General features: G+C 64.3%; 24 protein-coding genes. 6 read left to right on the top strand and 18 right to left on the bottom strand.

The window, feature by feature from the left end:
- The first annotated feature begins 1 nt into the window (after position 1).
- The 5 genes from odhB (at position 2) to HT578_RS19515 (ending at position 5,444) form a co-directional block, all read left to right on the top strand.
- Positions 2-1,201, top strand: coding sequence for a 2-oxoglutarate dehydrogenase complex dihydrolipoyllysine-residue succinyltransferase (gene odhB / locus HT578_RS19535; protein ID WP_213501131.1), 1,200 nt, complete (start codon positions 2-4; stop codon positions 1,199-1,201).
- A 109-nt stretch (positions 1,202-1,310) separates the two neighbouring features.
- Positions 1,311-2,708 carry a dihydrolipoyl dehydrogenase gene (gene lpdA / locus HT578_RS19530; RefSeq protein WP_213501130.1) on the top strand — a complete coding sequence of 466 codons (1,398 nt, stop codon included), beginning with the start codon at positions 1,311-1,313 and terminating at the stop codon, positions 2,706-2,708.
- Between the two features lie 570 nt (positions 2,709-3,278).
- Complete coding sequence (locus HT578_RS19525; RefSeq protein ID WP_213501129.1) at positions 3,279-3,707, top strand: hypothetical protein; 429 nt, start codon at positions 3,279-3,281, stop codon at positions 3,705-3,707.
- Between the two features lie 21 nt (positions 3,708-3,728).
- On the top strand, positions 3,729-4,490 hold the full coding sequence (locus HT578_RS19520) for a TorF family putative porin (RefSeq protein ID WP_213501128.1): 762 nt from the start codon (positions 3,729-3,731) through the stop codon (positions 4,488-4,490).
- A 24-nt stretch (positions 4,491-4,514) separates the two neighbouring features.
- Positions 4,515-5,444: an AEC family transporter gene (locus tag HT578_RS19515; protein WP_213501127.1), complete on the top strand. Its 930-nt coding sequence runs from the start codon at positions 4,515-4,517 to the stop codon at positions 5,442-5,444.
- A 46-nt stretch (positions 5,445-5,490) separates the two neighbouring features.
- Here HT578_RS19515 and HT578_RS19510 read toward each other — a convergent pair whose 3' ends face one another.
- Positions 5,491-7,167: a dipeptidyl-peptidase 3 family protein gene (locus HT578_RS19510; RefSeq protein WP_213501126.1), complete on the bottom strand. Its 1,677-nt coding sequence runs from the start codon at positions 7,165-7,167 to the stop codon at positions 5,491-5,493.
- 164 nt (positions 7,168-7,331) lie between these two features.
- Between HT578_RS19510 and HT578_RS19505 the strand changes: the two genes are divergently transcribed.
- Complete coding sequence (locus tag HT578_RS19505; protein ID WP_213501125.1) at positions 7,332-7,979, top strand: trimeric intracellular cation channel family protein; 648 nt, start codon at positions 7,332-7,334, stop codon at positions 7,977-7,979.
- A 20-nt stretch (positions 7,980-7,999) separates the two neighbouring features.
- Here HT578_RS19505 and HT578_RS19500 read toward each other — a convergent pair whose 3' ends face one another.
- From HT578_RS19500 to rpsE, 17 genes are all read right to left on the bottom strand, one after another.
- Entirely contained in the window at positions 8,000-8,587 is a 588-nt protein-coding gene (locus HT578_RS19500; RefSeq protein ID WP_213501124.1) for a hypothetical protein, read from the bottom strand.
- Between the two features lie 111 nt (positions 8,588-8,698).
- On the bottom strand, positions 8,699-9,220 hold the full coding sequence (locus HT578_RS19495; RefSeq protein ID WP_239026365.1) for a hypothetical protein: 522 nt from the start codon (positions 9,218-9,220) through the stop codon (positions 8,699-8,701).
- A 133-nt stretch (positions 9,221-9,353) separates the two neighbouring features.
- Positions 9,354-11,492 carry a prolyl oligopeptidase family serine peptidase gene (locus HT578_RS19490; protein WP_213501123.1) on the bottom strand — a complete coding sequence of 713 codons (2,139 nt, stop codon included), beginning with the start codon at positions 11,490-11,492 and terminating at the stop codon, positions 9,354-9,356.
- 144 nt (positions 11,493-11,636) lie between these two features.
- Entirely contained in the window at positions 11,637-12,059 is a 423-nt protein-coding gene (gene rplQ / locus HT578_RS19485) for a 50S ribosomal protein L17 (RefSeq protein ID WP_039388045.1), read from the bottom strand.
- Between the two features lie 163 nt (positions 12,060-12,222).
- Positions 12,223-12,570 carry a VOC family protein gene (locus HT578_RS19480; protein WP_039388047.1) on the bottom strand — a complete coding sequence of 116 codons (348 nt, stop codon included), beginning with the start codon at positions 12,568-12,570 and terminating at the stop codon, positions 12,223-12,225.
- A gap of 290 nt (positions 12,571-12,860) precedes the next feature.
- Entirely contained in the window at positions 12,861-13,775 is a 915-nt protein-coding gene (locus HT578_RS19475) for a reverse transcriptase domain-containing protein (protein ID WP_213501122.1), read from the bottom strand.
- Positions 13,723-14,316: a reverse transcriptase family protein gene (locus HT578_RS19470; protein WP_213501121.1), complete on the bottom strand. Its 594-nt coding sequence runs from the start codon at positions 14,314-14,316 to the stop codon at positions 13,723-13,725. The genes HT578_RS19475 and HT578_RS19470 overlap by 53 nt, the downstream gene beginning before the upstream one ends.
- A gap of 473 nt (positions 14,317-14,789) precedes the next feature.
- The gene (locus tag HT578_RS19465) at positions 14,790-15,857 is read right to left on the bottom strand and encodes a DNA-directed RNA polymerase subunit alpha (protein WP_039388049.1); all 1,068 of its coding nucleotides are present in this window, start codon (positions 15,855-15,857) and stop codon (positions 14,790-14,792) included.
- A 113-nt stretch (positions 15,858-15,970) separates the two neighbouring features.
- Positions 15,971-16,360: a 30S ribosomal protein S11 gene (gene rpsK / locus HT578_RS19460; protein WP_007011846.1), complete on the bottom strand. Its 390-nt coding sequence runs from the start codon at positions 16,358-16,360 to the stop codon at positions 15,971-15,973.
- A 60-nt stretch (positions 16,361-16,420) separates the two neighbouring features.
- Entirely contained in the window at positions 16,421-16,789 is a 369-nt protein-coding gene (gene rpsM, locus HT578_RS19455; RefSeq protein ID WP_039388051.1) for a 30S ribosomal protein S13, read from the bottom strand.
- A gap of 307 nt (positions 16,790-17,096) precedes the next feature.
- Positions 17,097-17,876 carry an SRPBCC family protein gene (locus tag HT578_RS19450; protein WP_239026364.1) on the bottom strand — a complete coding sequence of 260 codons (780 nt, stop codon included), beginning with the start codon at positions 17,874-17,876 and terminating at the stop codon, positions 17,097-17,099.
- Positions 17,877-17,900: 24 nt separating this feature from the next.
- Positions 17,901-18,548 carry an adenylate kinase gene (locus tag HT578_RS19445; RefSeq protein ID WP_213501120.1) on the bottom strand — a complete coding sequence of 216 codons (648 nt, stop codon included), beginning with the start codon at positions 18,546-18,548 and terminating at the stop codon, positions 17,901-17,903.
- 41 nt (positions 18,549-18,589) lie between these two features.
- On the bottom strand, positions 18,590-19,957 hold the full coding sequence (gene secY, locus HT578_RS19440) for a preprotein translocase subunit SecY (RefSeq protein ID WP_039388055.1): 1,368 nt from the start codon (positions 19,955-19,957) through the stop codon (positions 18,590-18,592).
- Positions 19,958-20,196: 239 nt separating this feature from the next.
- Entirely contained in the window at positions 20,197-20,676 is a 480-nt protein-coding gene (gene rplO, locus HT578_RS19435; protein WP_039388058.1) for a 50S ribosomal protein L15, read from the bottom strand.
- A 97-nt stretch (positions 20,677-20,773) separates the two neighbouring features.
- Positions 20,774-21,850: an ankyrin repeat domain-containing protein gene (locus tag HT578_RS19430; protein ID WP_239026363.1), complete on the bottom strand. Its 1,077-nt coding sequence runs from the start codon at positions 21,848-21,850 to the stop codon at positions 20,774-20,776.
- A 323-nt stretch (positions 21,851-22,173) separates the two neighbouring features.
- Positions 22,174-22,350 carry a 50S ribosomal protein L30 gene (rpmD, locus tag HT578_RS19425; protein WP_148627602.1) on the bottom strand — a complete coding sequence of 59 codons (177 nt, stop codon included), beginning with the start codon at positions 22,348-22,350 and terminating at the stop codon, positions 22,174-22,176.
- A 6-nt stretch (positions 22,351-22,356) separates the two neighbouring features.
- The gene (gene rpsE, locus HT578_RS19420) at positions 22,357-23,085 is read right to left on the bottom strand and encodes a 30S ribosomal protein S5 (protein ID WP_039388061.1); all 729 of its coding nucleotides are present in this window, start codon (positions 23,083-23,085) and stop codon (positions 22,357-22,359) included.
- Positions 23,086-23,087 lie beyond the last annotated feature (2 nt).

Raw genomic sequence — 23,087 nt, 5'->3', positions numbered from 1 at the left:
CATGTCCACCGAAATCAAGGTCCCCACTCTCGGCGAATCCGTCACCGAGGCCACCATTGGCGAATGGCTCAAGCAGCCCGGTGAAGCGGTTGCCGCCGACGAGCCCATCTGCAGCCTGGAAACCGACAAGGTCGCAATCGACGTCATGGCGCCGCACGACGGCGTCATGGGCGAGCAGCTTGCCGCCGAGGGTGACACCGTCACCGTCGACGCGCTGATCGCCACGATCGAGTCCGGCTCGGGCGGCGCGGCCGCTCCGGCCCCCGCACCGGCTGCTTCGGCCCCGGCTCCCGCACCGGCCGCCAGCGAAGGTTCGACGACCGATGCCGCCGTGCTCTCGCCGGCCGTGCGCCGCGCGGTGCTCGAATACGGCATCGATCCGGCCACCATCAAGGGCACCGGCAAGGACGGCCGCATCACCAAGGACGATGTGATCGCCGCCGCCAAGAACAAGCCCGCCGACGCGCCCGCTTCGGCCGGTTCGGTCGCCGCGGCTCCGGCTCGCCAGGAAGAGCGCGTGAAGATGACGCGCCTTCGCCAGACGATCGCCAAGCGCCTCAAGAGCGCGCAGGAGGACGCAGCCCTCCTCACCACCTTCAATGACGTCGACATGTCGGCCGTCATGGAATCGCGCAACAAGTACAAGGACATCTTCGCCAAGAAGCACGGCATCAAGCTCGGCTTCATGTCCTACTTCGCGAAGGCTTCGGTGCTCGCGCTCAAGGACATCCCGGCGGTCAACGCGCAGATCGACGGCAACGAGATCGTCTACCACGACTACGTCGACATCTCGATCGCGGTCTCGGCCCCGAACGGCCTCGTCGTCCCCGTCGTGAAGGACTGCGACAAGCTGTCGTTCGCGGGCATCGAGAAGGCGATTGCCGACTACGGCAAGAAGGCCAAGGAAGGCACGCTGACCATGGAAGACATGAAGGGCGGTACCTTCACGATCTCCAACGGCGGCGTGTTCGGTGGCCTCATGTCGACCCCGATCATCAACCCGCCGCAGTCGGCGGTGCTCGGCCTTCACCGCATCGAGGACCGTCCGGTCGTGCGCAACGGCCAGATCGTGATCCGCCCGATGATGTACATCGCGCTGTCCTACGACCACCGCATCATTGACGGTCGCGAGGCGGTTACCGCGCTCAAGACCATCAAGGAAGCGATCGAGGACCCCACGCGCCTCCTCATCGACCTCTGATCGCGTCGCCCCCGCGCCGCCTAGTCGCGGGGGCCCCGCTCTTTTCTCTCCCGACCAACGGGATCCCCGCTATACACGGGGATGACGAACGAAGGATTGGAGCCAGGTTATGGCTGAATACGATTACGACCTGCTTGTCATCGGTGCGGGCCCGGGCGGCTACGTCGCGGCAATCCGCGGCGCGCAGCTGGGTCTCAAGACCGCGTGCGCCGAAGGCCGCGAGACGCTGGGCGGCACCTGCCTCAACGTGGGCTGCATCCCCTCCAAGGCGCTTCTGCACGCCTCGGAATACTTCGACGCGGCTGCCAACGGCGCGATGGCCAGCATGGGCATCAAGGTCACGCCCGAGCTTGACCTCGATACGATGCAGGGCCAGCGCAAGGACGCGGTCAAGGGCCTGACCGGCGGCATCGAGTTCCTCTTCAAGAAGAACAAGGTCGACTGGCTCAAGGGCTATGCGCAGTTCAAGGACGCGCACACCGTCGAAGTGAACGGCGAGACCAAGACCGCCAAGAACATCGTCATCGCCACCGGTTCGTCGGTCACGCCGCTTCCCGGCGTTGAAGTCGACAACGCGGGCGGCGTGGTCGTCGACAGCACCGGCGCGCTTGAACTGGGCAAGGTCCCGGGCAAGATGGTCGTCATCGGCGGCGGCGTGATCGGTCTGGAACTCGGTTCGGTCTGGCGTCGTCTCGGCGCCGAAGTCACCGTGGTCGAATACCTCGACCAGCTCCTGCCCGGCATGGACGGGGACGTGCGCAAGGAAGCCGGCAAGATCTTCAAGAAGCAGGGCATGACCCTCAAGCTGAAGACCAAGGTCACCGGCGTCGAGGTCAAGGACGGCGCGGCCAAGGTCACCGTCGAACCGGCCGCTGGCGGCGATGCCGAAGTGCTCGACGCCGACGTCGTGCTCGTCGCAATCGGCCGCAAGCCCAACACCGATGGCCTCGGCCTCGACAAGATCGGCCTGGAACTGAACCAGCGCGGCCAGATCGAGACCGACCACGACTTCGGCACCAAGGTCGAAGGCGTGTGGGCGATCGGCGACGTGATCCCGGGTCCGATGCTCGCGCACAAGGCCGAGGACGAGGGCATTGCCGTTGCGGAGAACATTGCCGGCCTTACCGGCATAGTGAACCACGACGTCATCCCGAGCGTCGTCTACACCCAGCCCGAAATCGCGGGCGTGGGCCTCACCGAGGAAGCCGCCAAGGAAAAGGGCAAGGTCAAGACCTCCAAGTTCCCGATGATGGCCAACTCGCGCGCCAAGACCAACCACGAGCCCGACGGCTTCGTGAAGGTCATCGCGGACGCGGAAACCGACCGCGTGCTCGGCGTGTGGTGCATTGCCTCGGTCGCGGGCACCATGATCGCGCAGGTTGCGCAGGCCATGGAATTCGGCGCCACGTCGGAAGACATCGCCTACACCTGCCACGCACATCCGACCCACTCGGAAGCGATCAAGGAAGCCGCGATGGGCATCCAGGGCAAGCCGATCCACACCTGATCGAGCGTCCCTACGAAACAGCTGAAAAGGGCGGTGCCGCTGGCGCCGCCCTTTTTTCATGTCTGGTGCCCGCACCATCCCTGCCCAAACGGGGCTTCACGTGCGCAACGCAGCCAGCCTTGTGAAACAAGGCCAATCATTCTTTCGATCCAGAAACATTGCGGAATTGCCCACACGATACGCAAAGGGTGCTCAAACAAAAGGCACACATGCCCATGTATTGAGCGCGCTATTGCTTTTGGGAGAGAGTACGATGTCGATGGCTTCACTGCAGCCGATCCCCAGGCCCCTCGCCGCGTCCCCGAACAGGACCTGCCCGGCCGCGCCATCCATCAACCGGTAGCGCCTCACCCCCCGCGGCCTCTGGCGTGTACGCAGCGCCAGGGGCCGCAGCCCCGGTGTCCGGTCGTCCGCATTCCCGGACGCCGGGGCCCTCCCTTTCTCTCACTGTGCGAAGGAAGCCGGTCGCCCGCGTTGACCGGGACGCCGCCGTGCGGCCTAGGCCGGGCCTCTCCCGGGCAGTCGCCCACCTCTCGCCAGTCACGTGCACCGCACCAAGCAAGGATCCTTATGAGCCTTCTCGCCATCACCCTCGCCGCCGCCGCAGCCATGGCTCCCGTCCACACGGTCGAGCATGAGCAGAACGGCAAGGCCTACACGGTCTCCTATGTCGCCCACGTCGAATCCTCGGCCCGCCAGATCGGCGTTGCACCCGCAGGCCGCCGCGGGATGAAGCGCTGCGAGGTCTCGGGCCTCGTCACCATCGAACGCCGCATCACCGACTCCGCCTCGGGCAAGGCGATCAGCGCCATGCTGCCGGGCACCCGCGAAGTCTCGCACACCCGCGCCGGACGCTGCGTCGCACGCGACACCATGCACGCCGATCTTGTCGCGAAGACCTCTGCCGACATCAACGAGCAACTCGCGCTCACCGCGCAGGAAGACCGGCCTCACGTGGCGGCCACGATCAGCGCCGCGAGGTCCTTGGCCGCGCGCTGATAGCACGTTATGCGAAGCGGCATGGTGCGTACATTTTCTGCCGCAGTTCTCGCGGCTTCGCTTTTCTCCCTGACCACTTTCGCCGCTCCCGGCCAGGCCCATGCGCAAGCAATGCGCACGGCCAGCGCGGCGCTCGAGGCGCGCACCGACATGCGCAGCCGTGGCATCAGCGACAGCGAGGGCGAACTCGCCCTCCAGGTCGACGGTTCGCTCCCCATCACCTCGCACATCGTGGTTGACGCCAACGCCACCACGCTGCGCGGCGCGCGCCGTCACGGCGGAAGTGAGCTGGGCATCGAGATCGCCCCCAAGTACGTCACCTCCAGCAATGGCTGGGATTTCTCGGCCGGTGCGCGCGGGCACGTCTTCATCGATGCGGGCGAGCTTGACTACGTCGAGATCGAAGGCTCGGTCTCGCGCACGCTGGGCCCCGCCTGGCTGACGCTCGGCGCCAGCTACGCCCCCTCGCAGGACGCCATCGGCGGCGACAACCTTTACCTGTCCGCCGACATCGGCGCGGGCATTCCGGGCAGCCCCCTCGCCCTCTACGCCGGGATCGGCCAGACCATCGGATCCACCAACGATGCCGAGCGCGCCGTACGCCTGCGCCCCGATGGCGACTACACCAACTGGTATCTCGCGGTGGAACGCTCGCGCCTCAACTTCGCGATCGGCATGGAACTGAGCGGAACCAGCATCAATCAGGACGCCGCGCGCGACACGCGCTACTGGGATCGGCACACCGGCACGCGTCTCGCGGGCTACATGCGCGTCTCCTTCTGATCCGCCACGCGCAAGACTGCTCCCATGCTCACACCCCTGCTGACCGTCCTCCCGGTCTTCGGCCTGATCTTCGCCGGTTGGCTGGCGCGCCATCTGAAGGCGCTGGGCCCCCAGGCAACACGCGAGCTCAACCGCTTCGTCGTCTGGCTGGCGCTGCCCGCGCTCCTCTTCGAGATCGTCGCCAAGGCCCAGCCTGCGCAGCTATGGCACCCCGGCTTCATGGCCGCGCTGGCGCTGGGCACTCTGGGCACCTTCGTCTTCACGATCCTTGCGCGCCTGCGCCACGGCCTCGCCGATGCGGCCATCGACGGCCTCAATTCGAGCTACGCGAACAACGGCTACATGGGCTTTCCCATCATCGCCGTCGTGCTGGGGAGCGAGGCACGTTCGCTGACATTGCTTTCGGTCCTGATGACCGTGTGCGTGGTTTTCGCCATCGGCATCGTGCTGATCGAAGCCGCGACCCAGAAGGCGGCGACTCCGGGCAAGCTCGCCATCAAGGTCGCGCGCCGGGTGCTTGCCAATCCGCTTGTCGCCGCACCGCTTGCCGCCAGCGTGTTCCCGATCACGGGGCTGGCCGTGCCCGATCCGCTCGACAGTTTCCTCACGATGCTGGGCGCGGCCGCCTCGCCCTGCGCGCTGGTTGCCCTCGGATTGTTCCTCGCGGCGGAGCGAAGCCCTGCGCCCGCGCCCAGGGGCCGGATCGCGGGGCTGATCGCGGTCAAACTGATCGCACAGCCCGTGGCTGTCTGGTTTCTGGCGGCCCGGGTCTTCCAGATCGACCCGATGGCTATCCACGCCGCCGTCATCCTCTCGGCCCTGCCGACCGGCACCGGCCCGTTCATGCTGGCCGAATTCTATGGCCGCGAGGCCGATGTGACCGCGCGCACCGTGCTTCTCTCCACGATCCTCTCGCTCGGCACGATCACCGGCTATTTGTGGTGGGCGCTCTGAGCGCAAGGACTGCGCCCGGCGACCTGGGTTCGCCGGGCGCGCGTCGTCAGACTTCGCTGGGATAGATCGGGAGAATGTCGACGGGCACATCGCCCATCGCGGCAATCGCCTCCTCCGCATGGCCATCAAGCCTGGCCCAGGTGCCCATGAAGGCTTTGGTGCCCTCATAATCGCCCCTCGCCTGCAGCATCAGGATGTCGTGCAAAAGATCGCGAAGGCCCGCTTCCATGCGCGCATCGTCGATCACGAAGCGCCCGGCGCCGTCATCAAAACGAAACGCCCCCTTGGCCTGGAGGTAGCCGTACTGGAGCGCAGCGCCCTTCCCGTGCGCTTCCACCGCGCCGAAGCGTACCGAGCGGAAGATGCCGGTGAAGTAGGTGGCGAACAGCTGGTCGCGCTCGCCCGCCGGGATCTCGTCCTTGTCCATCATGAACAGGATGTTCCAGACACCCGCGACATCGGCCTTGGCCTCTTCCAGCGCCGAGGCCTGCTCCTTGAGGCGCGCGTTGACGGTCGTCTCCTCGCCATCGACAGTGATCGTCCCTGGCCCGAGGCTGTGCGAGAGTTCGTGGAACAGCGTCTCGTACTGCATGTACTTGCGCGCGACGAACGCGGCCTGGTCGGGTTCGAGCACGATCGGGGCCATGGGCTTCAGGATGCGGTCGAACTTGGCGCCAAGGACGTTGGAGAGGATCACCTTCTTGGCCCCCTTGGCCTCGCGCACGCGCTCGTCGTTGGGGAGGTTGAAGGCGATGGTGGGCGCACCCGGCACGTTGTCGCCCCCGCCGTGAACCTGTTCGGAGACGACGATGGGGCTGGCAAAGCCGCGCTGGAAGTTCTTGACCTCGTCCGGGATCGGCAGGTTCGCCTCCATGTCGCGCAGGTACTTCTTGTACTTGGCGAGCGCGGCCGATTCTTCCGGGTTCTTCAGCGTCACGAAGCTCTCGAACGCGGTCTTCGTGCCCATCAGGCGGTCGGTGTAGACCTCGTAAGGGCCGATGGCGACTTCGATCGGCGTGTCCTCCAGGTCCATCCAGGCCAGTTCGCTCTCATAGTAATCGTCCGAGAGGAAGGCCTTGGCGCGCAGCGACAGGAAGCGCTTGAGGCTGGGATTGCGGGTGATGGCCGCGGCCTCCTCCAGAAGCTGCGCGGCGGGCAGCAGCCATTGCGCATAGGCCTTTGAATAGGGAATGGCGACCAGTGCCTCACCATCGCGGCGCACCACGGTATAAGGGCTGAGCAGCGCCTCCTTCGCATCCGGATGGGCTGTGACATAGGCTTCCAGTTCCTCACGGGTCAGGTCGGTGGGATAGAAACCCGCACCTTCGGGCATGGCCTCGCCGCCCCAGAAGGGATGGAGTTCGGACATCTCGTCCCAAGGTCCGAAATTGCGGTCGAACATCTCCAGCAGGAGGTCGCGGTCCGCACGGCGGTTGCGCGCGATGGCCATGCGGACCTTGGGATTGGCGTCGTAGCGCTGGCGCAGATAGACCTCGCTCAGAAGGTCCGAGGCCTTGATCAGCAGGTTCACGACCTTGCGCTCTTCGGCATTCAGAAAGGCGGTGTCGACATCCATCTCAACCGGCGCCAGTGCGGCCTTGGCCGCGCCCAGATTGTACGGTGCCTCGGCGGCGGAGGTCTGCGCGATGGCAACGCTGCTTGGCGCGAGGGCCGTGCCCGCCAGCAGCAGGGCAAGGGAGGAAAGTACGGTACGGGTGGACATGGGAGAAAATCCATATGTGACGGGGTCAGACCGGCAATGGGGGACGCCGGACGCAGGGCTTCAACCTAGTGTTTTCACGCGGGCAAACAAGTTTCCGCAGAACATGGCGCCGTGTTGTACCCGGCAGGGTAGGTCCCATGCCGAACGGGTGATAAGAGACACCCATGATCACGCCTCCCGAGACGCCGGTGCTGCCCGCCGCCGTAGACCTTTTCGCCATCGGCCTGTTCGCCCTCTCCGGCGCGCTCTCGGGCACACGGACCCAGCAAAGCTACGTCACGGTGGCCTTCTTTGCGCTGATCGCGGGGGTTGGCGGGGGAACGGTGCGCGACCTCCTGATCGATGCGCCGGTGTTCTGGGTCCATGACCGGCTCGTGGCGCCGGTGTGCCTCGCCGTGGCAACGCTTGCCTGGTTCACGCCGGCGCGCTGGTACAACGCCCGGATCCTCGTCTGGGCGGACGCGCTGGGCATGGCCGTCTATTCCGTCCTGGGAACGATCAAGGCTATGGGTTGGGGTGTGCCCCCTGTCCCCTCGTTCCTGATGGGCGTGATGACAGGGTGTGCGGGCGGCATCATCCGCGACGTTATCGCAGGCCAACCCTCGATCCTGATGCGCCCGGAGCTTTACGTCACGGCTTCGGCTCTGGCTTCGGCCTGTGCGGCGCTTCTCATCGCGCTCGACATTTCGCCGATCACCGCCTGGATCTGCGGCGCGCTGGCCGGGTTCATCCTGCGCGGAGCCGCGATCCACTGGTCCATCGGCCTGCCCACGCACGGCGGCGAGGACGACAGCCCGCCCCGGCAAACCTGAGCCCCGGGGCGCAGCGCACCTTAGATCATCGCGCGGCCATCGACCGCGACCGAGCGCACGCGCCCTTCATCGTCGATGCTGCAGGCAAACCCTCGGCCATCCGCGAGCCGCCCTTCGACCGCGACGCGGCCGTTCATCCGGTCCACCTTGTCGACACTGCGCACGCTGTAACGCGAACCGCCCTCGACCTCGTCGGTGCAGGTATCCACCGCCATGCCGAAGCCCGAAGCCCCGACCTCGTCGCCAAAGCGGTCGTCCTCATAGGGCGCCGCATAGCCGGGATCGCCCGCCACCGGGCCACCGGGATAGGCCGGGCGGGCATCGCCGCGGTCATAGTCACGGCCGTAATCGTCATCCTCATAAGCGTCCCGAGGCTGGACTACGGGCTCGGGACGATTGGATTTGCTTGCCGCGCTGGCAATGGCGACAAGGCCGCCACCGATCAGAAGTCCAGCAAGCAGGCCGCCTCCGCCCCCGCCACGATGGTGGTGGTGGCGCGGCGGGCCCGGATAGCGGCCCCAGCCATGCGCCATGGCGGGCGAAACGGTCATCACCGTGGCCGCCAGGGCAGCCAGCGAGGCACTGGTACGCGAACGCAGGATCTTCATAACTCGAGTTCCCAATCGGCGCGCACGATCCGCGCCGTCCCAATCAGCAGTTTTCCCGATGCGCCAAGGCGCCTTTCCCGGCGCTGAACCGCACAGGCGGGCAGCGCATCCTCAGCGCAGGCCGCGGATGCCCGAAAAGTCGAGGTCGCGCAGACCTCCACGATAATTCACCTTGCAGGTGAACTTGCCGCTATCAACCCGGCTGCGACGATCCCAACGCCCGCTGCGGCGGTCTTCGACCACGATCCGGCCCTTGATCTTGTAGCCATAGTCCTTGCGGTCGACGTCGCGAATATCGGTCACTCGGGCGCGCCCGCTGTAACGATGTGCCGTGCGGGTCGCCGCCGCAACGCAGCGATCAACCGCATCGCGCGAACTCACGCCGCGAAAACCACGACCGTAGCGACGATCACGCCCGCGCGGGTGGCCGTAGGCATAACCGTCCCGGTCGTTGCTGGCCGACGCGGCCAGGGCGGCGATACCGCCGACGACCAGCGCGCCGGCAATTACCGTGCCCGCATCGACACCGCCATCGCGCGCCATGGCCGGGGTGGCCGTGGAGGCCGCCATTGCGCCGACCGCCACGGTCCCGACCAGTCCCTTGCCAAGAGCGGATTTCTTCAGGGTGGGCATGAGGCGTTCCTCCTTGTTTCTGCATGCCAGGCCCAATGCCCGGCGACAGATGCGGTGTAGCAAGGAGGCGCTGATGCCCGTCTGAACCCGGACATCAGCCATTGTTCATGTTATACGCTCATTACCTGAACGATCAGAACTCCGGAACCTCCAGTCCTGTCCACTCCGCCATGAACGAGAGGATATCCGCCGATTCCTCGATAACCTTGTCCGTCGGCTTGCCCGAGCCATGGCCGGCCCGCGTCTCGATACGGATGAGATGCGGCTTGTCGCCCAGGTCCGCATGCTGGATGGCCGCCGCATACTTGAACGAGTGGCCCGGGACCACGCGGTCATCGGTATCCGCCGTCGTCACCAGCACGGCCGGGTAGTCCTGCCCGTCTGCGATGTTGTGGTAGGGCGAATAGCGCCGGATGATCCGGAAGTCGGCCTCCTTGTCGGGATAGCCAAAGTCATCGACCCAGTAGCGCCCCGCCGTGAAGCGATCGAAGCGCAGCATGTCCATGACCCCGACCTGCGGCACAGCCGCCGCGAAAAGGTCCGGGCGCTGGTTCGTCACCGCGCCAACCAGGAGGCCGCCGTTGGAACCACCGTTGATTGCCAGCCCGTCTTCGCTCGTGATCCCCTGCGCCTTCAGGTACTCGCCCGCCGCAATGAAATCATCAAAGACGTTCTGCTTGTTCTCGCGCCGTCCGGCGTCGTGCCAGGCACGGCCATACTCGCCGCCCCCGCGCAGGTTCGCCAGGACATAGGCGCCGCCAGCCTGGATCCAGGCCATGCGCGAGGCCGAGAAGCCCGGCGTGAGCGCAATATCGAAACCGCCATAGCCATAGAGCAGCGTCGGCACCGGCTTGCCGGCTGCGACCACGTCCTTGCGGCGCACGATGAACATCGGAACCTTCGTGCCGTCCTTCGAGGCGTAGAAACGCTGCTCGATGGCGAAGTCTTCGGGATCGAAGTCCATCTCCGGCTCGGCAAACGGCGTGGTCTCACCCGTCTCGATGTTCATGCGGAAGATCGAAGGCGGGCGGTTGAAGCTGGTGAAGGAGTAGAAGGTCTCCGGGTCGCCCGGCTTGCCGTGGAAGCCCGAGGCCGTCCCGATCCCGCTCAGCGAGAACTCCTGCGCGCTCTTGCCATCCAGACCGACGATGACCGCATGGCTAGCCGCATCACGCATGTAATTGAGGACGAGGCGATTGCCCACGATACCCGCGCGCTCGAGGATGTCCTCGGCTTGGGGCACGACCTCGTGCATCTTCGGCGTCTTGCTTCCCAGATCGATCTGGACGAGCCGCTTTCGCGGTGCGTCCTTGTTGGTGACGAACCAGAGCTTGTCGCCCATGCCCTCGACGAGCTCCCAGGCATCGTCAAAGCCGCCGACAACCACCCGCGGCGTCCAGTCCTTGCTGGTCAGATCAATCGCGTGGATCTCGAAGCGCGCATCGGTGCCAATGCTGCTGGTGACGATCGCCCAGTGCCCATCCTGCGTGGCTGTGACCGAGTGATTGTATTCGGGATGCTCGGGCGTGCGGTAGACCACCACGTCCTGCGACTGGGGGGTTCCCAGTTCATGGTAATAGACCGTGTGGTCGTAATTGGCGCTCTGGAAGGCCTCGCCCTCACCCGGCGCGGGATAGCGCGAATAGAGGAAGCCCTTCTCCCCCACCCAGGCCAGGTCCGAGAACTTGACCCAGCGGATCTCGTCTTCGAGGACTTTGCCGGTCGCGACATCCAGAACGTGAAGGATACGCCAGTCGCTGCCGCCATCCTGCACGCTATAGAGGAGGTACGAACCTTCCTTCGACGGCGTCCATCCCGACAGCGCCGTGGCCCCGTCGCTCGCCCAGGTGTTGGGATCGATCAGCAGGCGCGGCTCGCCATCCAGCCCATCGCGCACGAACAGCTGCGACTGGTTGAGAAGCCCTGAATTGCGCGTGTAGAAATACCGCTTCCCCGCCTTGTCCGGGAGCCCGAAGCGCTCGAAATCGAGAAGGCCGCGCACCTTCTCCTCAAACCAGCCCCGCTGCGGCAATTGCTTCAGATAACTGTCGGTGAAGGCGCTCTGACGGGCCACCCAGTCGGCAACTTCCTTGTCCTCGCGCACATCGTTTTCAAGCCAGCGGTAGGGGTCCGCAATCTTTTCCCCGAACAGCGTCTCGACAACGTCGCCGCGCCGGGTGTCGGGATAGTTCGTGTCGGTCAGTTCATTCGCGAAAGCAGGCGAGGCCGCGAGGACCGACAGGGCTGTCGTCCAACGAAGGATATTGCGCATGAAAAAGAAGAACTCCCGGGAAGATACGTCGCGCCCAAAAGAAAAGGCGGCCGCGAGAGTGCATCTCGCGGCCGCCTCCGTCAATTTCGAAAAATCGGACGTATCCTTGCTTTTCAACAGGACCAGGAGGCCCTGCCCCAAGCCTTACGCTTCGGCGTAGTCTTCGGCCTCGTTCATGACCGGGCCCGAATCCTGGCCCTTGGCCTCGGTGTCACGGTCGACGAGTTCGATGATCGCGATCGGAGCGGCGTCCGAAGCGCGGTAGCCCGCCTTGATGATGCGGGTGTAGCCGCCAGGACGATCCGAGTAACGCTCGGCCAGAACCTCGAACAGCTTCTTTTCCTGGGCATCGTCCATGATCTTGGCGTGCGCGAGGCGACGGTTGGACAGGCCACCGTGCTTGGCAAGCGTGATCAGCTTCTCGATGTAGGGACGCAGTTCCTTCGCCTTGGGCGTGGTGGTCTGGATCTGCTCGTGCTTGATCAGGGCTGCGGCCATGTTGCGCAGAAGGGCAGCGCGGTGGCCGGACTTGCGCTGCAGCTTACGGCCGGAATACTTGTGACGCATGGGTCATCTTCCTGTTCGTCAGGCAGCCGGTTAGGTACTGCCCGCCGGGCGATGTGGACAAGGCCACCGCCCAAAACCTTCTCACGGGTACCCGCGAAGAACGGCCCTAATGCGGATTTTCAGGCAAGAGTCAAGGATTCGCGTAAATCCGGACTGCAACGACCTACTCGCCCTCCCCCTCCGACACCATTGCAGCGAGCTCATGCCCGTGCGGATCCCGGAAATGGAAACGGCGGCCGCCCGGGAAGGCGAAGACGGGAAGCGTGATCACTCCGCCCGCGGCCTGAACCCGCGCCAGAGTCTCCTCCAGGTCCTCGACCTCGATCACGGGGAGCATCTGGGCCGTCCACTGCGCCGCATCGCCGTTGAGGCCCATGTCGACATCGCCCGTCATCGTCGACGCATAGTCCGGACCGAAGTCGGTAAAGGACCACCCGAAGGTCGCCTCGTAGAATTCCTTCTGACCCGGCACATTACGGACCGGCAGCTCGACGTAGTTCAGGCGGGCCATGGCTCTCTCCACTTGTTCTTTTTATGTTCTAGATGAAAAATGGAAAGGGGCAAAGAGAGAAAGAGGCACCCAAGGGATTTGCCATCCCTTCCCCCTGTAGATTGTCCAACACAACTTGAGCGGCCGAGGCACGCCCTCAACGAGAGGCCGGAACTCCCTTGCAATGCGGGGCGCCACCGCATCCGGCACGCCTTGCGCCCGACAGTCCGGGAGCTCGAGGGCGATGCCCCTCGAAATTCTCCCTTTCAAACTTCCAATCGAGTAGGGGGGCGCCTCACGGCGCCCCCCTCTCACACCACCGGACGTACGTACTGCGTATCACGGCGGTTTCCGGTACGGTTTAAGGCGGCATGTTGGAGAGCGAGGCTTGAGAGACCTGCCTGATCGAACCATGCGTTGGGCATGCCGTGGGCGGCCTGAGGGCTGCCCGACAGGCGCCACCAGCCCTTTCCCGAGAGCGCGAAGATCCAAGCCTGCCATTCTGGGACGCCGTTTTCCCTTAAGAAAGTGGCGATCGTCATGGTGCGCTTGCACTGTTTGAGCCGGACGCAGCGAAGCTTGCGCCGGAGCCAGCTGTCGATCTCGCGCAAAACCGTCTGAGCCCGGGCGTGTCGGTAGTAGGTGACCCACCCTGTAGTGAAGGCATTGGTCTGTGCGATCATCGCCGCGAGGCTGATGCCTCGGTTGCGGCGCGTAATCGCCCTGAGCCGCTCCTTCAGCCGCGTGAGACTTTTGTTCGCTATGCTCAAAAAGCCTCCCGCTGTCAGACGGTGGCCGAGGAAGGTACGTTCCCGGACGTGTGCAACCGCGCTCTTGGCCTGATTGACGCGGAGTCGGAGCTTGCCTTCCAGCAAGGCGGTAACCGAAGCCATGACGCGCTCCCCCGCTGCCTGTGACCGTACATAGATGTTACAGTCGTCGGCGTAGCGGCAGAACCGGTGGCCCCGGCGTTCGAGCTCCTTGTCGAGGTCATCCAGAATGAGGTTAGCGATCAGCGGCGAGAGAGGCCGCCTTGCGGGGTCCCCTCCTGCCGTTCGACGTGCACACCACCCGACAGCATCCCGGCCTGTAGAAACCGGCGGATGATGACGAGCAGGCGGGTCGGCGATGTGCCGGGCCAGACGGGCCATGACGATGTCGTGGTTCACCCGATCAAAGAATTTCTCCGTGTCGAGGTCTACGACGATCGCATAGCCGTCCCGCACATAGTCCGGGCCTGACGCAGCGCATCGTGTGCGCCGCGTCCGGGCGGAACCCAAAACTCGATGCCGAGAATGTCGGATCAAGGACGGGATCCGGGACTTGCAGTATCGCCTGTTGTACCAGCCGGTCGACAGCCGTCGGAATGCCCAGCTGGCGCACCTTTCCCGCCGGGTTTGGGAATTTCAACTCCGCGCACGTGCTTGGACGGTAAGTACCGTCGAGTAACGAGGCGATCAGCCTCTCACGGTTTCCTGCAATCCAGTCACGCAGGTCGGGGACGGTCATCCCGTCCACGCCCGGCGCCCCCTTGTTCGCTTTCACCCGCTTGTAGGCTTGGTTCAGGTTGGCCGAGCTGGCCACCTCCTCCATCACGTAACGCGTCAAGGCGAGGGGCTCGGCCCATGCCGTGGGTGATTGCCGCTCCTCGATCGTCCCAGCGCCAGTTCCGCCTTTGCCGGTGACGTCGTGGCCAAGCGATGCCTTCAGGGCTTCATCGAAGAAGTCCTGCTGCTTCCCGCTACCTTGCTGCCGCTCCACACCCATCGAATGTGCCCAGTCTTGCTCCTTGGGTACCGAATTTGGTCCTTCGCCGGCTTGCGCCCGCTACTATGACCGCTGCTGACTTCTCCGGGCCCATCCAGCAACATCACTGCCGCTGTTCTCCGGATCGTCCGGAGAGGCCAGGAGATCTCCCGGGGTAAGACGTTGATCCTTCACTCGGTCGCTGCCGGATTTACCAATGCGCGCGTCTGTCTGGCTATCGGACATCCCCATCCATTGCTGGGTTATCCCGCCGCACCGGCCTTCTATCCGATTCCTGTTCGTCAGCTCCGAGCTTTGCCTCCGGCTTCCTCCCCACCCCGCCTCGCGGCGACGCAGTTGCCTTCAGCTAGCAGTTCCCACCAGCAGGCCTGCAAAGGACTTACACCTCCTGCATCAACGCCGTGCCCGGCACACAAGAAAAAGGCCCCGCAGTTTCCTGCAGGGCCTCTTCAATTCGGTTTCGGGAGAGCCGATCAGCCGAGCAGTTCCTGCTCCAGCTTCTTGGCCATCTCTTCGATGTTCTCGGGCGGCCAGCCCGGGATGTCCATGCCGAGGCGCAGACCCATCGAGGAGAGCACTTCCTTGATCTCGTTGAGCGACTTGCGGCCGAAGTTCGGCGTGCGCAGCATCTCGGCTTCAGTCTTCTGGACCAGGTCGCCGATGTAGATGATGTTGTCGTTCTTGAGGCAGTTGGCCGAGCGGACCGACAGCTCGAGCTCGTCGACCTTCTTGAGAAGGTAACGGTTGAGCTGGTTGGTGTCGCTCTCTTCCTGGCTCTGCGTACCGCCGGCGGCCATGCCGACCATGGCGGGCTGACCCACGGGAGCAATGTCCTCGAAGTGAACGAACAGCGCCAGCTGGTCCTGCAGGATGCGGGCCGAGTAGGCCACGGCATCTTCGGGAGCCACGGTGCCGTCGGTCTCGACGGTCAGGCTGAGCTTGTCGTAGTCGAGCTCCTGGCCAACGCGGGCGTTCTCGACCTTGTAGCTCACCTGGCGAACCGGCGAGTAGAGCGAGTCGACCGGGATAAGACCGATCGGTGCGTCAACCGGACGGTTACCGACAGCAGGTACGTAGCCCTTGCCGGTGTCCGCGGTGAGTTCCATGTTCAGGACCGCACCCTCGTCGAGCGTGCAGATCACGAGGTCCTTGTTCATGACCTCGATGTCGCCCGAAACGGCGATATCGCCCGCCTTCACCTGCGCCGGGCCAGTGGCCGAGAGCTGGAGACGCTTGGGGCCTTCGCCCTGCATCTTGAGGGCGATCTGCTTCACGTTCAGGACGATGTCGGTGACGTCTTCACGCACACCGGCCAGCGAGGAGAACTCGTGCAGCACGTTCTCGATCTTGATCGAGGTAATTGCAGCGCCCTGCAGCGAAGACAGAAGAACGCGCCGCAGCGCGTTACCGAGCGTAAGACCAAAACCGCGCTCGAGAGGTTCGGCAACGAACGTTGCCTTCAGCTTGGGGTCGGGTCCCGGCTTGATCTCAAGGCTGTTCGGCTTCTTGAGTTCCTGCCAGTTCTTGATGTTGACAGTCATGGACTTCCCCTGGGATTACGATGGCGGTTGCGCCCAGGAGCCCATTGAAAATGAACCCATGAAACGCTCCTGAAAACGGGCGACGACCGGTTCGCCGCCCGCAAAAAGGTCGATCAGACGCGGCGGCGCTTCGAAGGACGAACGCCGTTGTGCGGGATCGGGGTCACGTCGCGGATCGACGTGATGGTGAAGCCGACAGCCTGGAGGGCGCGAAGCGCGCTCTCGCGGCCCGAACCCGGGCCCTTGACTTCGACTTCGAGGGTGCGGACGCCGTGCTCGGCGGCCTTCTTGCCGGCATCGTCCGCGGCCACCTGAGCGGCGTACGGGGTCGACTTGCGGCTGCCCTTGAAGCCCATCATGCCGGCCGAGGACCAGCTGATTGCATTGCCCTGGGCGTCGGTGATGGTCACCATGGTGTTGTTGAAGCTGGCGTTGACGTGGGCAATGCCGCTCGTGATGTTCTTGCGCTCGCGCCGCTTAATGCGCTGGGGTTCGCGTGCCATGTTCGTGTATCCTGTCGAATAGTCGCTGCGGGAAACCGAAAACCTTTAAGGTTCCCGTGCTTACTTCTTCTTGCCGGCGATCGGCTTGGCCTTGCCCTTGCGGGTGCGCGCATTGGTGTGCGTGCGCTGGCCACGGACCGGAAGACCCTTGCGGTGACGCAGGCCACGGTAGCAGGCGAGATCCATCAGACGCTTGATGTTCATCGCGGTTTCGCGACGAAGGTCACCTTCCACGAGGTGATCGGCATCGATGGTTTCGCGGATCTGGAGCACTTCGGCGTCCGAAAGATCCTGAATGCGGCGGGTGTGATCAATGCCGAGCTTGTCGGCGATCTCGACGGCCTTGGTGCGACCAATACCGTGGATGTAGGTGAGCGCGATGATCACGCGCTTGTTGGTGGGGATGTTTACCCCGGCAATACGAGCCACTTAAATCTCCTGCTCCACAGGGGTGCGTCGCCGCTCCCCTATCTCAACGCTGAAACGAACCACCCGATCCACAAACGCGAAACGACCGGCAGGCGACTTACTCAAAGCCAGACCAACCGGACGGAGCGATTCTGTCGAGTGAAGGGGGCGCTTAAAACGATTCGCACAGCCTGTCAATGCAGCCGACGCGAATTGCGGGCCTAGCGCCAAGTTATGCGCGGCCCGATCAAGCGATGGGTGGATTATACCTCGGAAGGCCCCTCGCGTCAAAGCGCACCTCGCGCAAAGGATTGTTCTTCTTGCACGCTCAACGCTCGATAACCTCACCTGCGGGGGGCTCGGGCGCCAGCGGCTCGATGCCATCCGGAGCCTCATCGACCTTGACCTCATCCTTGGCATCCGCCTCGGGTGCGGGATCGAGCCCGAGGTCGCCACCAGGAAAGGCCTTCGCAAAGGCGCCACCGAGTTCCGAGGCAAGGCGCTCGAGCTGGGCGCCGAGCATGGCATCGACCGAACCGGCCATCGCTTCGGCGGGCTGACGCATATAGCCGCCCACCACGTACTCGAGAAGCAGGACCGTATTCTCGCCCTCCCCATCCCGGGGCTTGAGCTGGATCGTGAGCGTCCCGTTCACCGCTTCGGACTGCAGCGGCCCAAGCGCGCCTGTCATGCGCAGCACGCGCGGACGTTCGATATAGACCACCCGCATGTGCTCGACACTGCCCTTGGGCGCGGCGCGCGGCGATGTGTCATTGGGCAGCAATTCGCAGAAGCAGCCACCCGCCTTGGGATCGATCGAGAGATTGGCGGCATCCCCGGACCACGTGTGCGCCGAATCCCACCACCCGGCCGGATCCAGGACCGTGTCCCAGGTCTTGTCCACGCGGGAAGGGATCTCGACCATGTGGCGCACGACGAAGCCGCGCTCATTGGCCTCTGCAACCTTGGCCTCGGCCAGATGAGGTGCGCACAGGCCCATCAAGGCCGTGGCGAGGACGACCGTGTAACGATGGAAACGCGAGATATTCATGCAGCCCATAGTCTTGGCGACAAAGACGAACGAAGGCCAGAAAAAAAGCCGGGACATTCGCCCCGGCTTCCTTTTCGATACCTACTTGGCGAGGACACCTTCGATGGAGGCGGTCACATCGTCCATCTCGGCCATCCCGTCGACCTTCGCGACAATCCCCCGCTCCTCATAGATCGGAAGGATCGGCGCCGTCTTGGCGCGGTACTCGGCCAGGCGCGTACGCACGGTCTCGGCGTTGTCATCCGGACGGCGCTTGAATTCGGTGCCGCCGCACTTGTCGCACGTGCCCGGAACCTTGGGCTGCTCGAAGCTGTCGTGATAGCCCTTGCCACACGCCGCACAGGTAAAACGCCCCGTGATGCGCTCGACCAGCGCTTCCTCGTCGACGCCCAGTTCGATCACATGGTCGAGCTGGCGGCCGCGCTCGGCGAGAATCCCGTCGAGCGTTTCAGCCTGGGCCGCGGTACGCGGATACCCGTCGAAAATGGCGCCGGTGTCCGGGCCCATCGCATCGAGCTCGTCACCGATCAGCGCCGACACGATCGCATCCGAGACGAGTTCGCCCCGCTCCATGATCGCCTTGGCTTCAAGCCCCGTCGGCGTGCCCGCCTTGACCGCGGCGCGCAGCATGTCGCCGGTCGAAAGCTGGCGCATGCCATGGCGCTCAACCAGGCGCTGTGCCTGCGTTCCCTTGCCCGCCCCCGGCGGCCCAAGAAGAATGATATTCACGCGTAACCCCCTCAGTTCTACGTTTTGGCGAACGCCTGCGCTTAGCGCAGGCGACCTTTCAGCTTCGCCTTCTTTATGAGATCGCCGTACTGGTGAGCCAGCAGGTGCGATTGGATCTGCGTGATGGTGTCCACGGTCACGTTGACAACGATCAGCAGGCTGGTGCCGCCCATGAACAGCAGCGGAAGACCGGTCTGGGCCAGGAACCACTCGGGGATGCAGCACACCGCCGTGAGGTAGGCCGCACCGATCACCGTCACGCGGGTCAGCACGTAGTCCAGATAGTTCGCCGTGTTCTTGCCCGGACGAATGCCGGGAATGAAGCCACCGTTCTTCTTGAGGTTCTCCGCCGTTTCTTCCGGATTGAACACAACCGCGGTGTAAAAGAAGCTGAAGAAGATGATGCCGGCGGCATAGAACAGCATGTAGAGCGGCTTGCCGTGTCCCAGGTACTGGTTCAGCGACACCACGATCTTGCCCATCGTCGAGTCCGGCTGAAGCGAGTTGCCCGCGAACTGGGTGATGGTGAGCGGCAGCAGCAGCAGCGAGCTCGCGAAGATCGGCGGGATCACGCCCGCGGTGTTGATCTTGAGCGGCAGGTGGCTGCGATCCGCCTGCATCATGCCGCGCTGGGTCGCACGCTTGGGATACTGGATCAGCAGACGGCGCTGGGCGCGCTCGAAGAAGCAGATCAGCAGGATCATTGCGACGATGAGCGCGATCAGGAACATGATGAGCAGCGAACCGGTGTCCCCGGCCGAATAGGCCTGACCCAGGTTCGAGGCAAACGTCGGCATCTGCGCAACGATACCGGCCATGATGATCAGCGACACGCCGTTGCCGATACCGCGCGAGGTGATCTGCTCACCCAGCCACAGCAGGAACATGGTGCCACCAACCAGGCTGATGACCGCGCCAACGCGGAACAGGATGCCCGGATCAACGACCGCAGGAAGACCGCTCGAGGCGCCATAGGCTTCCAGGCTCACAGCCAGGAAGTAGCCCTGGATGGCGCAGAGGCCAACCGTGCCATAGCGGGTGTACTGGTTCAGCTTCTTGCGACCAGCCTCACCTTCCTTCTTCAGCGCCATGAGCGCGGGATGAAGCGAAGCGGCCAGCTGCACCACGATCGAGGCCGTGATGTAGGGCATGACGCCAAGCGCAATCAGGCTCATGCGCGAAAGCGAGCCGCCCGAGAAGGTGTTGAACAGGTCAAGGATGCCGCCCTGCGTCTGGCTGTAAAGCTCGCTCAGGATGCGGGCATCGACGCCCGGCAGCGGCACAAAGCTCAGAAAGCGGAAAACGATAAGCGCACCGATCGTGAACCAGATGCGCTTCTTCAGCTCGGTAGCCTTAGAGAAATTGCTCAGGCTCAGCGAGCTGGCGATATTGTCGGCACGGGAAGCCATGAGTTGTAGAAGCCTCGAATAGCGTGTTCGGATTCGGCCTTAGCTGCTGAGAGCACCCTTGTCGAACCCGCGTTCCAGTCCGTCCATATAGACATTCGTAGGAGGGCGGAAACCCTCCGTGCCACCAACGGCACGCGAAACCCACATGATTCGCGCCAGTACCGCCGTGGCGAAACGCACAAGAGGGCGAAACGCGCCGCGCTCCGCCCTCCTGTATTGCGTTACCGCACTGTGGCGAATCAGGCCGCAGCGGCTTCCTTGGCAGGCAGGATCACCTTGCCACCAGCCTTTTCAACGGCTTCCACGGCGCCCTTCGAGGCACCAGCAACGTTGAATTCGACCTTGGCGGTGAGCTCACCCTTGCCCAGGAGACGCACGCCATCCTTGCCACCACGGGCCAGGCCAGCGCCCTTGAGCGCGGCGTGATCGACGGTGCCCGAGATGTCGAGCTTGCCGGCGTCGATCGCCTTCTGGACCATGCCGAGGTTCACTTCCGCGTAGTCCTTGGTGAACTTCGCGTTGGTGAAGCCGCGCTTCGGAAGGCGCATGTGAAGCGGCATCTGGCCGCCTTCGAAACCCTTGACGGCAACACCCGAACGGCTCTTCTGGCCCTTCTGACCACGTGCCGAGGTCTTGCCCTTGCCCGAACCGATACCACGGCCGACACGCATGCGGCGGTGACGGGCACCGGCGTTGTCACGGAGATCGTTGAGATTCATAGTATGCACTCGCTTTCGCTTTTCATCGCGCTGGATGGGAAGCGGGCCCCATAGGCGAAAGGGGACCACCTGTCACCCCCTATTCGCGCAGTGCCGACTATTTGCCGAGGCCGAAAACGAGCTTGGCATCGCCAGGTACGGTGGTCGCGAACGCATCACGCGCCGGGGTCCAGCGCACCACCTTCATCGCCACTTCGCACAGTTCGGCGTCGAATTCGGGCGAGTTCGACGCAGGCACGAGTTCGCAACTCGTCGAGTTGCCACCCTCGTCAATCGTGAACTGCAACTCGTAGCGTGAGAAGCTGCGCTGACGCAGGATCGGGTCGTAGCGGTGCTTGATCTGGAAGAACGCGCGGTTGAAATCGGCCAGGCTGGCATCGTCATAGCGCGGGTTCTGACGCAAGTTGGCGAACTCCTCCTCACTGACATACGAACGCAAGCGCCCGATCATGTCCGTCCAGCGCATGAGGCGCGCGACCTGGAGCGGCGACTGGCGATCAATCGCGGTCTGGCAGCTCGCCCCCGTCGGGCTTGCCCCCGCCTCGATGAGAACGTCCGCCGTCCGCCAGCGCTGATAGGCAATGGCCCAGGCCAACGGCGTCAGGCCGAACATGTCGGGCTTGTCGATGTCCTGCGGCCGCGCCGCGACAAGCCGGCGCAACTGGTCGACGGCGTTGTGACGCGCCGCATAGCCCATCGTGTCGACCGCCTCGCCCGACTGGAGATCGGCAAAACCGTAAGGCTGCGAAATCGGCTCTTCCGGCCGGATCTCGGGCTCAGGGCCCACATCCGAGACAGGCCGACAGATGTCACGATAGGGATAGTGCGGGTCGGCCATCAGAGCCGCGTTGTACTGCCTCCCGAAGGCCGTTGCCGGGACATCTGCCCCCCTGCCCTCCGCGGCGGCAAGATCCGGCACGAACGCCAGTGCCCGGATGGACCAGGCCGCCGGGCTCCCCAGGAGCCGGCACTGCGCGTTGTAAAGGTCGAGTGACACGCCGACCGGCGTCGTCGCAGCGGCAAGCCGAAAATCGCCGCGCGCGATCGCACTCGCCGCCTCCGCGACGGGATCGGGCTTCGCGCCCGAGGCGAGCGCCATGCGCAGAGCGATGTCCCCGGCTCGCATCGAGGCCAGCACCTTGGGATCTGCACGAAAATCGTTGCACACGGCCACGGCCTCACCCTCGGGAACAAGGGCTCCGTCCGAACCTGGCGCATCCGCGTTGCATGCGCTCAGACCAAGCGCCAGCGCACCTGCCAGCACACACCTATGTGAAGACACCGAACCGAGCAGGCCACGTAACATCGATGCAGGCATTACCATCTGGAAGACATCCCGGGAGGACGAGTGGAAGGCGAGAGCGCATAGCACAGGTGCCCCTGAATGGAAGGTGCATCGCGCCCTGCCCGTCAACGCCATGCGAAAAGGGCCCCGATGCCATGCACCGGAGCCCTTTCAATCTTCAGCTCGCTGCTCCCGGGGGAGCGGCGGCCAGGTCAGTCGACCACGGCCACCATGTGCGGAAGCTTGGCAATCGCGCCACGAACTTCGGGGGTGTCCTCGAGTTCGACAACGCGGTGCATCTTGCCGAGGCCCAGACCGATGAGGATCTTCTTCTGGCTCTCGGGGCGACGGATCGGCGAACCGATCTGCTTGATCTTGATCTTGGCCATTGTCGCTTACTCCACGATGGCTTCAGCTGCGGCCTCGGCCTCAGCTTCGCTCGCACCGCCACGACCCAGGAGGTCGGAGACCTTCTTGCCGCGACGCTGAGCAACCGCCTTCGGCGACGACTGGTCGGTCAGCGCGTCGAAGGTGGCACGGATCATGTTGTACGGGTTCGAAGTGCCGACCGACTTGGTCACGACGTCAGCGACGCCCAGGCTTTCGAACACGGCGCGCATCGGACCGCCGGCGATGATGCCGGTACCGGCCGGAGCCGTACGGACATTGACGCGGCCCGCACCGAAGTGGCCCTTGCCGTCATGATGAAGGGTACGACCCTCCTTCAGAGCGACGCGGATCATCTTCTTCTTGGCCGAAGCGGTTGCCTTGGTGATTGCCTCGGGAACCTCGCGAGCCTTGGCATGGCCAAAGCCAACGCGGCCCTTGCCGTCACCCACGACGACGAGTGCTGCGAAACCGAAGCGCTTACCGCCCTTGACGGTCTTCGAGACGCGGTTGATGTGAACCAGCTTCTCGATCAGCTCTTCGCCCTGCTCCTCGTCATCGCGACGGCCACGACGGTCGTCACGACGGCCACGGCCACCGCGTTCGCCACGGCCACGGCCGCCACGACCACGACCGCCATCACGGCCTTCGCGCTGCTCCTGGGGAGCCCCGCCCTGCGGGTTGTCAGCCGCGATGGGCTGCTCACTGCTGGTGGTGTTGGTGTTTTCGTCAGCCATGC

Origin of the sequence: Novosphingobium decolorationis (assembly GCF_018417475.1) — a bacterium.
Lineage (GTDB): Bacteria > Pseudomonadota > Alphaproteobacteria > Sphingomonadales > Sphingomonadaceae > Novosphingobium > Novosphingobium decolorationis.
The sequence above is the reverse complement of the archived record's forward strand: the minus strand, read 5'-3'. Positions and strand labels throughout refer to the sequence as shown.

What these genes read in the sequence shown, in the direction of transcription:
- odhB (WP_213501131.1), top strand. Translation starts at nt 2, where the DNA reads ATGTCCACCGAAATCAAGGTCCCCACTCTCGGCGAATCCGTCACCGAG.
- lpdA (WP_213501130.1), top strand. Translation starts at nt 1,311, where the DNA reads ATGGCTGAATACGATTACGACCTGCTTGTCATCGGTGCGGGCCCGGGC.
- HT578_RS19525 (WP_213501129.1), top strand. Translation starts at nt 3,279, where the DNA reads ATGAGCCTTCTCGCCATCACCCTCGCCGCCGCCGCAGCCATGGCTCCC.
- HT578_RS19520 (WP_213501128.1), top strand. Translation starts at nt 3,729, where the DNA reads ATGGTGCGTACATTTTCTGCCGCAGTTCTCGCGGCTTCGCTTTTCTCC.
- HT578_RS19515 (WP_213501127.1), top strand. Translation starts at nt 4,515, where the DNA reads ATGCTCACACCCCTGCTGACCGTCCTCCCGGTCTTCGGCCTGATCTTC.
- HT578_RS19510 (WP_213501126.1), bottom strand. Translation starts at nt 7,167, where the DNA reads ATGTCCACCCGTACCGTACTTTCCTCCCTTGCCCTGCTGCTGGCGGGC.
- HT578_RS19505 (WP_213501125.1), top strand. Translation starts at nt 7,332, where the DNA reads ATGATCACGCCTCCCGAGACGCCGGTGCTGCCCGCCGCCGTAGACCTT.
- HT578_RS19500 (WP_213501124.1), bottom strand. Translation starts at nt 8,587, where the DNA reads ATGAAGATCCTGCGTTCGCGTACCAGTGCCTCGCTGGCTGCCCTGGCG.
- HT578_RS19495 (WP_239026365.1), bottom strand. Translation starts at nt 9,220, where the DNA reads ATGCCCACCCTGAAGAAATCCGCTCTTGGCAAGGGACTGGTCGGGACC.
- HT578_RS19490 (WP_213501123.1), bottom strand. Translation starts at nt 11,492, where the DNA reads ATGCGCAATATCCTTCGTTGGACGACAGCCCTGTCGGTCCTCGCGGCC.
- rplQ (WP_039388045.1), bottom strand. Translation starts at nt 12,059, where the DNA reads ATGCGTCACAAGTATTCCGGCCGTAAGCTGCAGCGCAAGTCCGGCCAC.
- HT578_RS19480 (WP_039388047.1), bottom strand. Translation starts at nt 12,570, where the DNA reads ATGGCCCGCCTGAACTACGTCGAGCTGCCGGTCCGTAATGTGCCGGGT.
- HT578_RS19470 (WP_213501121.1), bottom strand. Translation starts at nt 14,316, where the DNA reads ATGGGTGTGGAGCGGCAGCAAGGTAGCGGGAAGCAGCAGGACTTCTTC.
- HT578_RS19465 (WP_039388049.1), bottom strand. Translation starts at nt 15,857, where the DNA reads ATGACTGTCAACATCAAGAACTGGCAGGAACTCAAGAAGCCGAACAGC.
- rpsK (WP_007011846.1), bottom strand. Translation starts at nt 16,360, where the DNA reads ATGGCACGCGAACCCCAGCGCATTAAGCGGCGCGAGCGCAAGAACATC.
- HT578_RS19450 (WP_239026364.1), bottom strand. Translation starts at nt 17,876, where the DNA reads ATGTCCCGGCTTTTTTTCTGGCCTTCGTTCGTCTTTGTCGCCAAGACT.
- secY (WP_039388055.1), bottom strand. Translation starts at nt 19,957, where the DNA reads ATGGCTTCCCGTGCCGACAATATCGCCAGCTCGCTGAGCCTGAGCAAT.
- rplO (WP_039388058.1), bottom strand. Translation starts at nt 20,676, where the DNA reads ATGAATCTCAACGATCTCCGTGACAACGCCGGTGCCCGTCACCGCCGC.
- rpmD (WP_148627602.1), bottom strand. Translation starts at nt 22,350, where the DNA reads ATGGCCAAGATCAAGATCAAGCAGATCGGTTCGCCGATCCGTCGCCCC.
- rpsE (WP_039388061.1), bottom strand. Translation starts at nt 23,085, where the DNA reads ATGGCTGACGAAAACACCAACACCACCAGCAGTGAGCAGCCCATCGCG.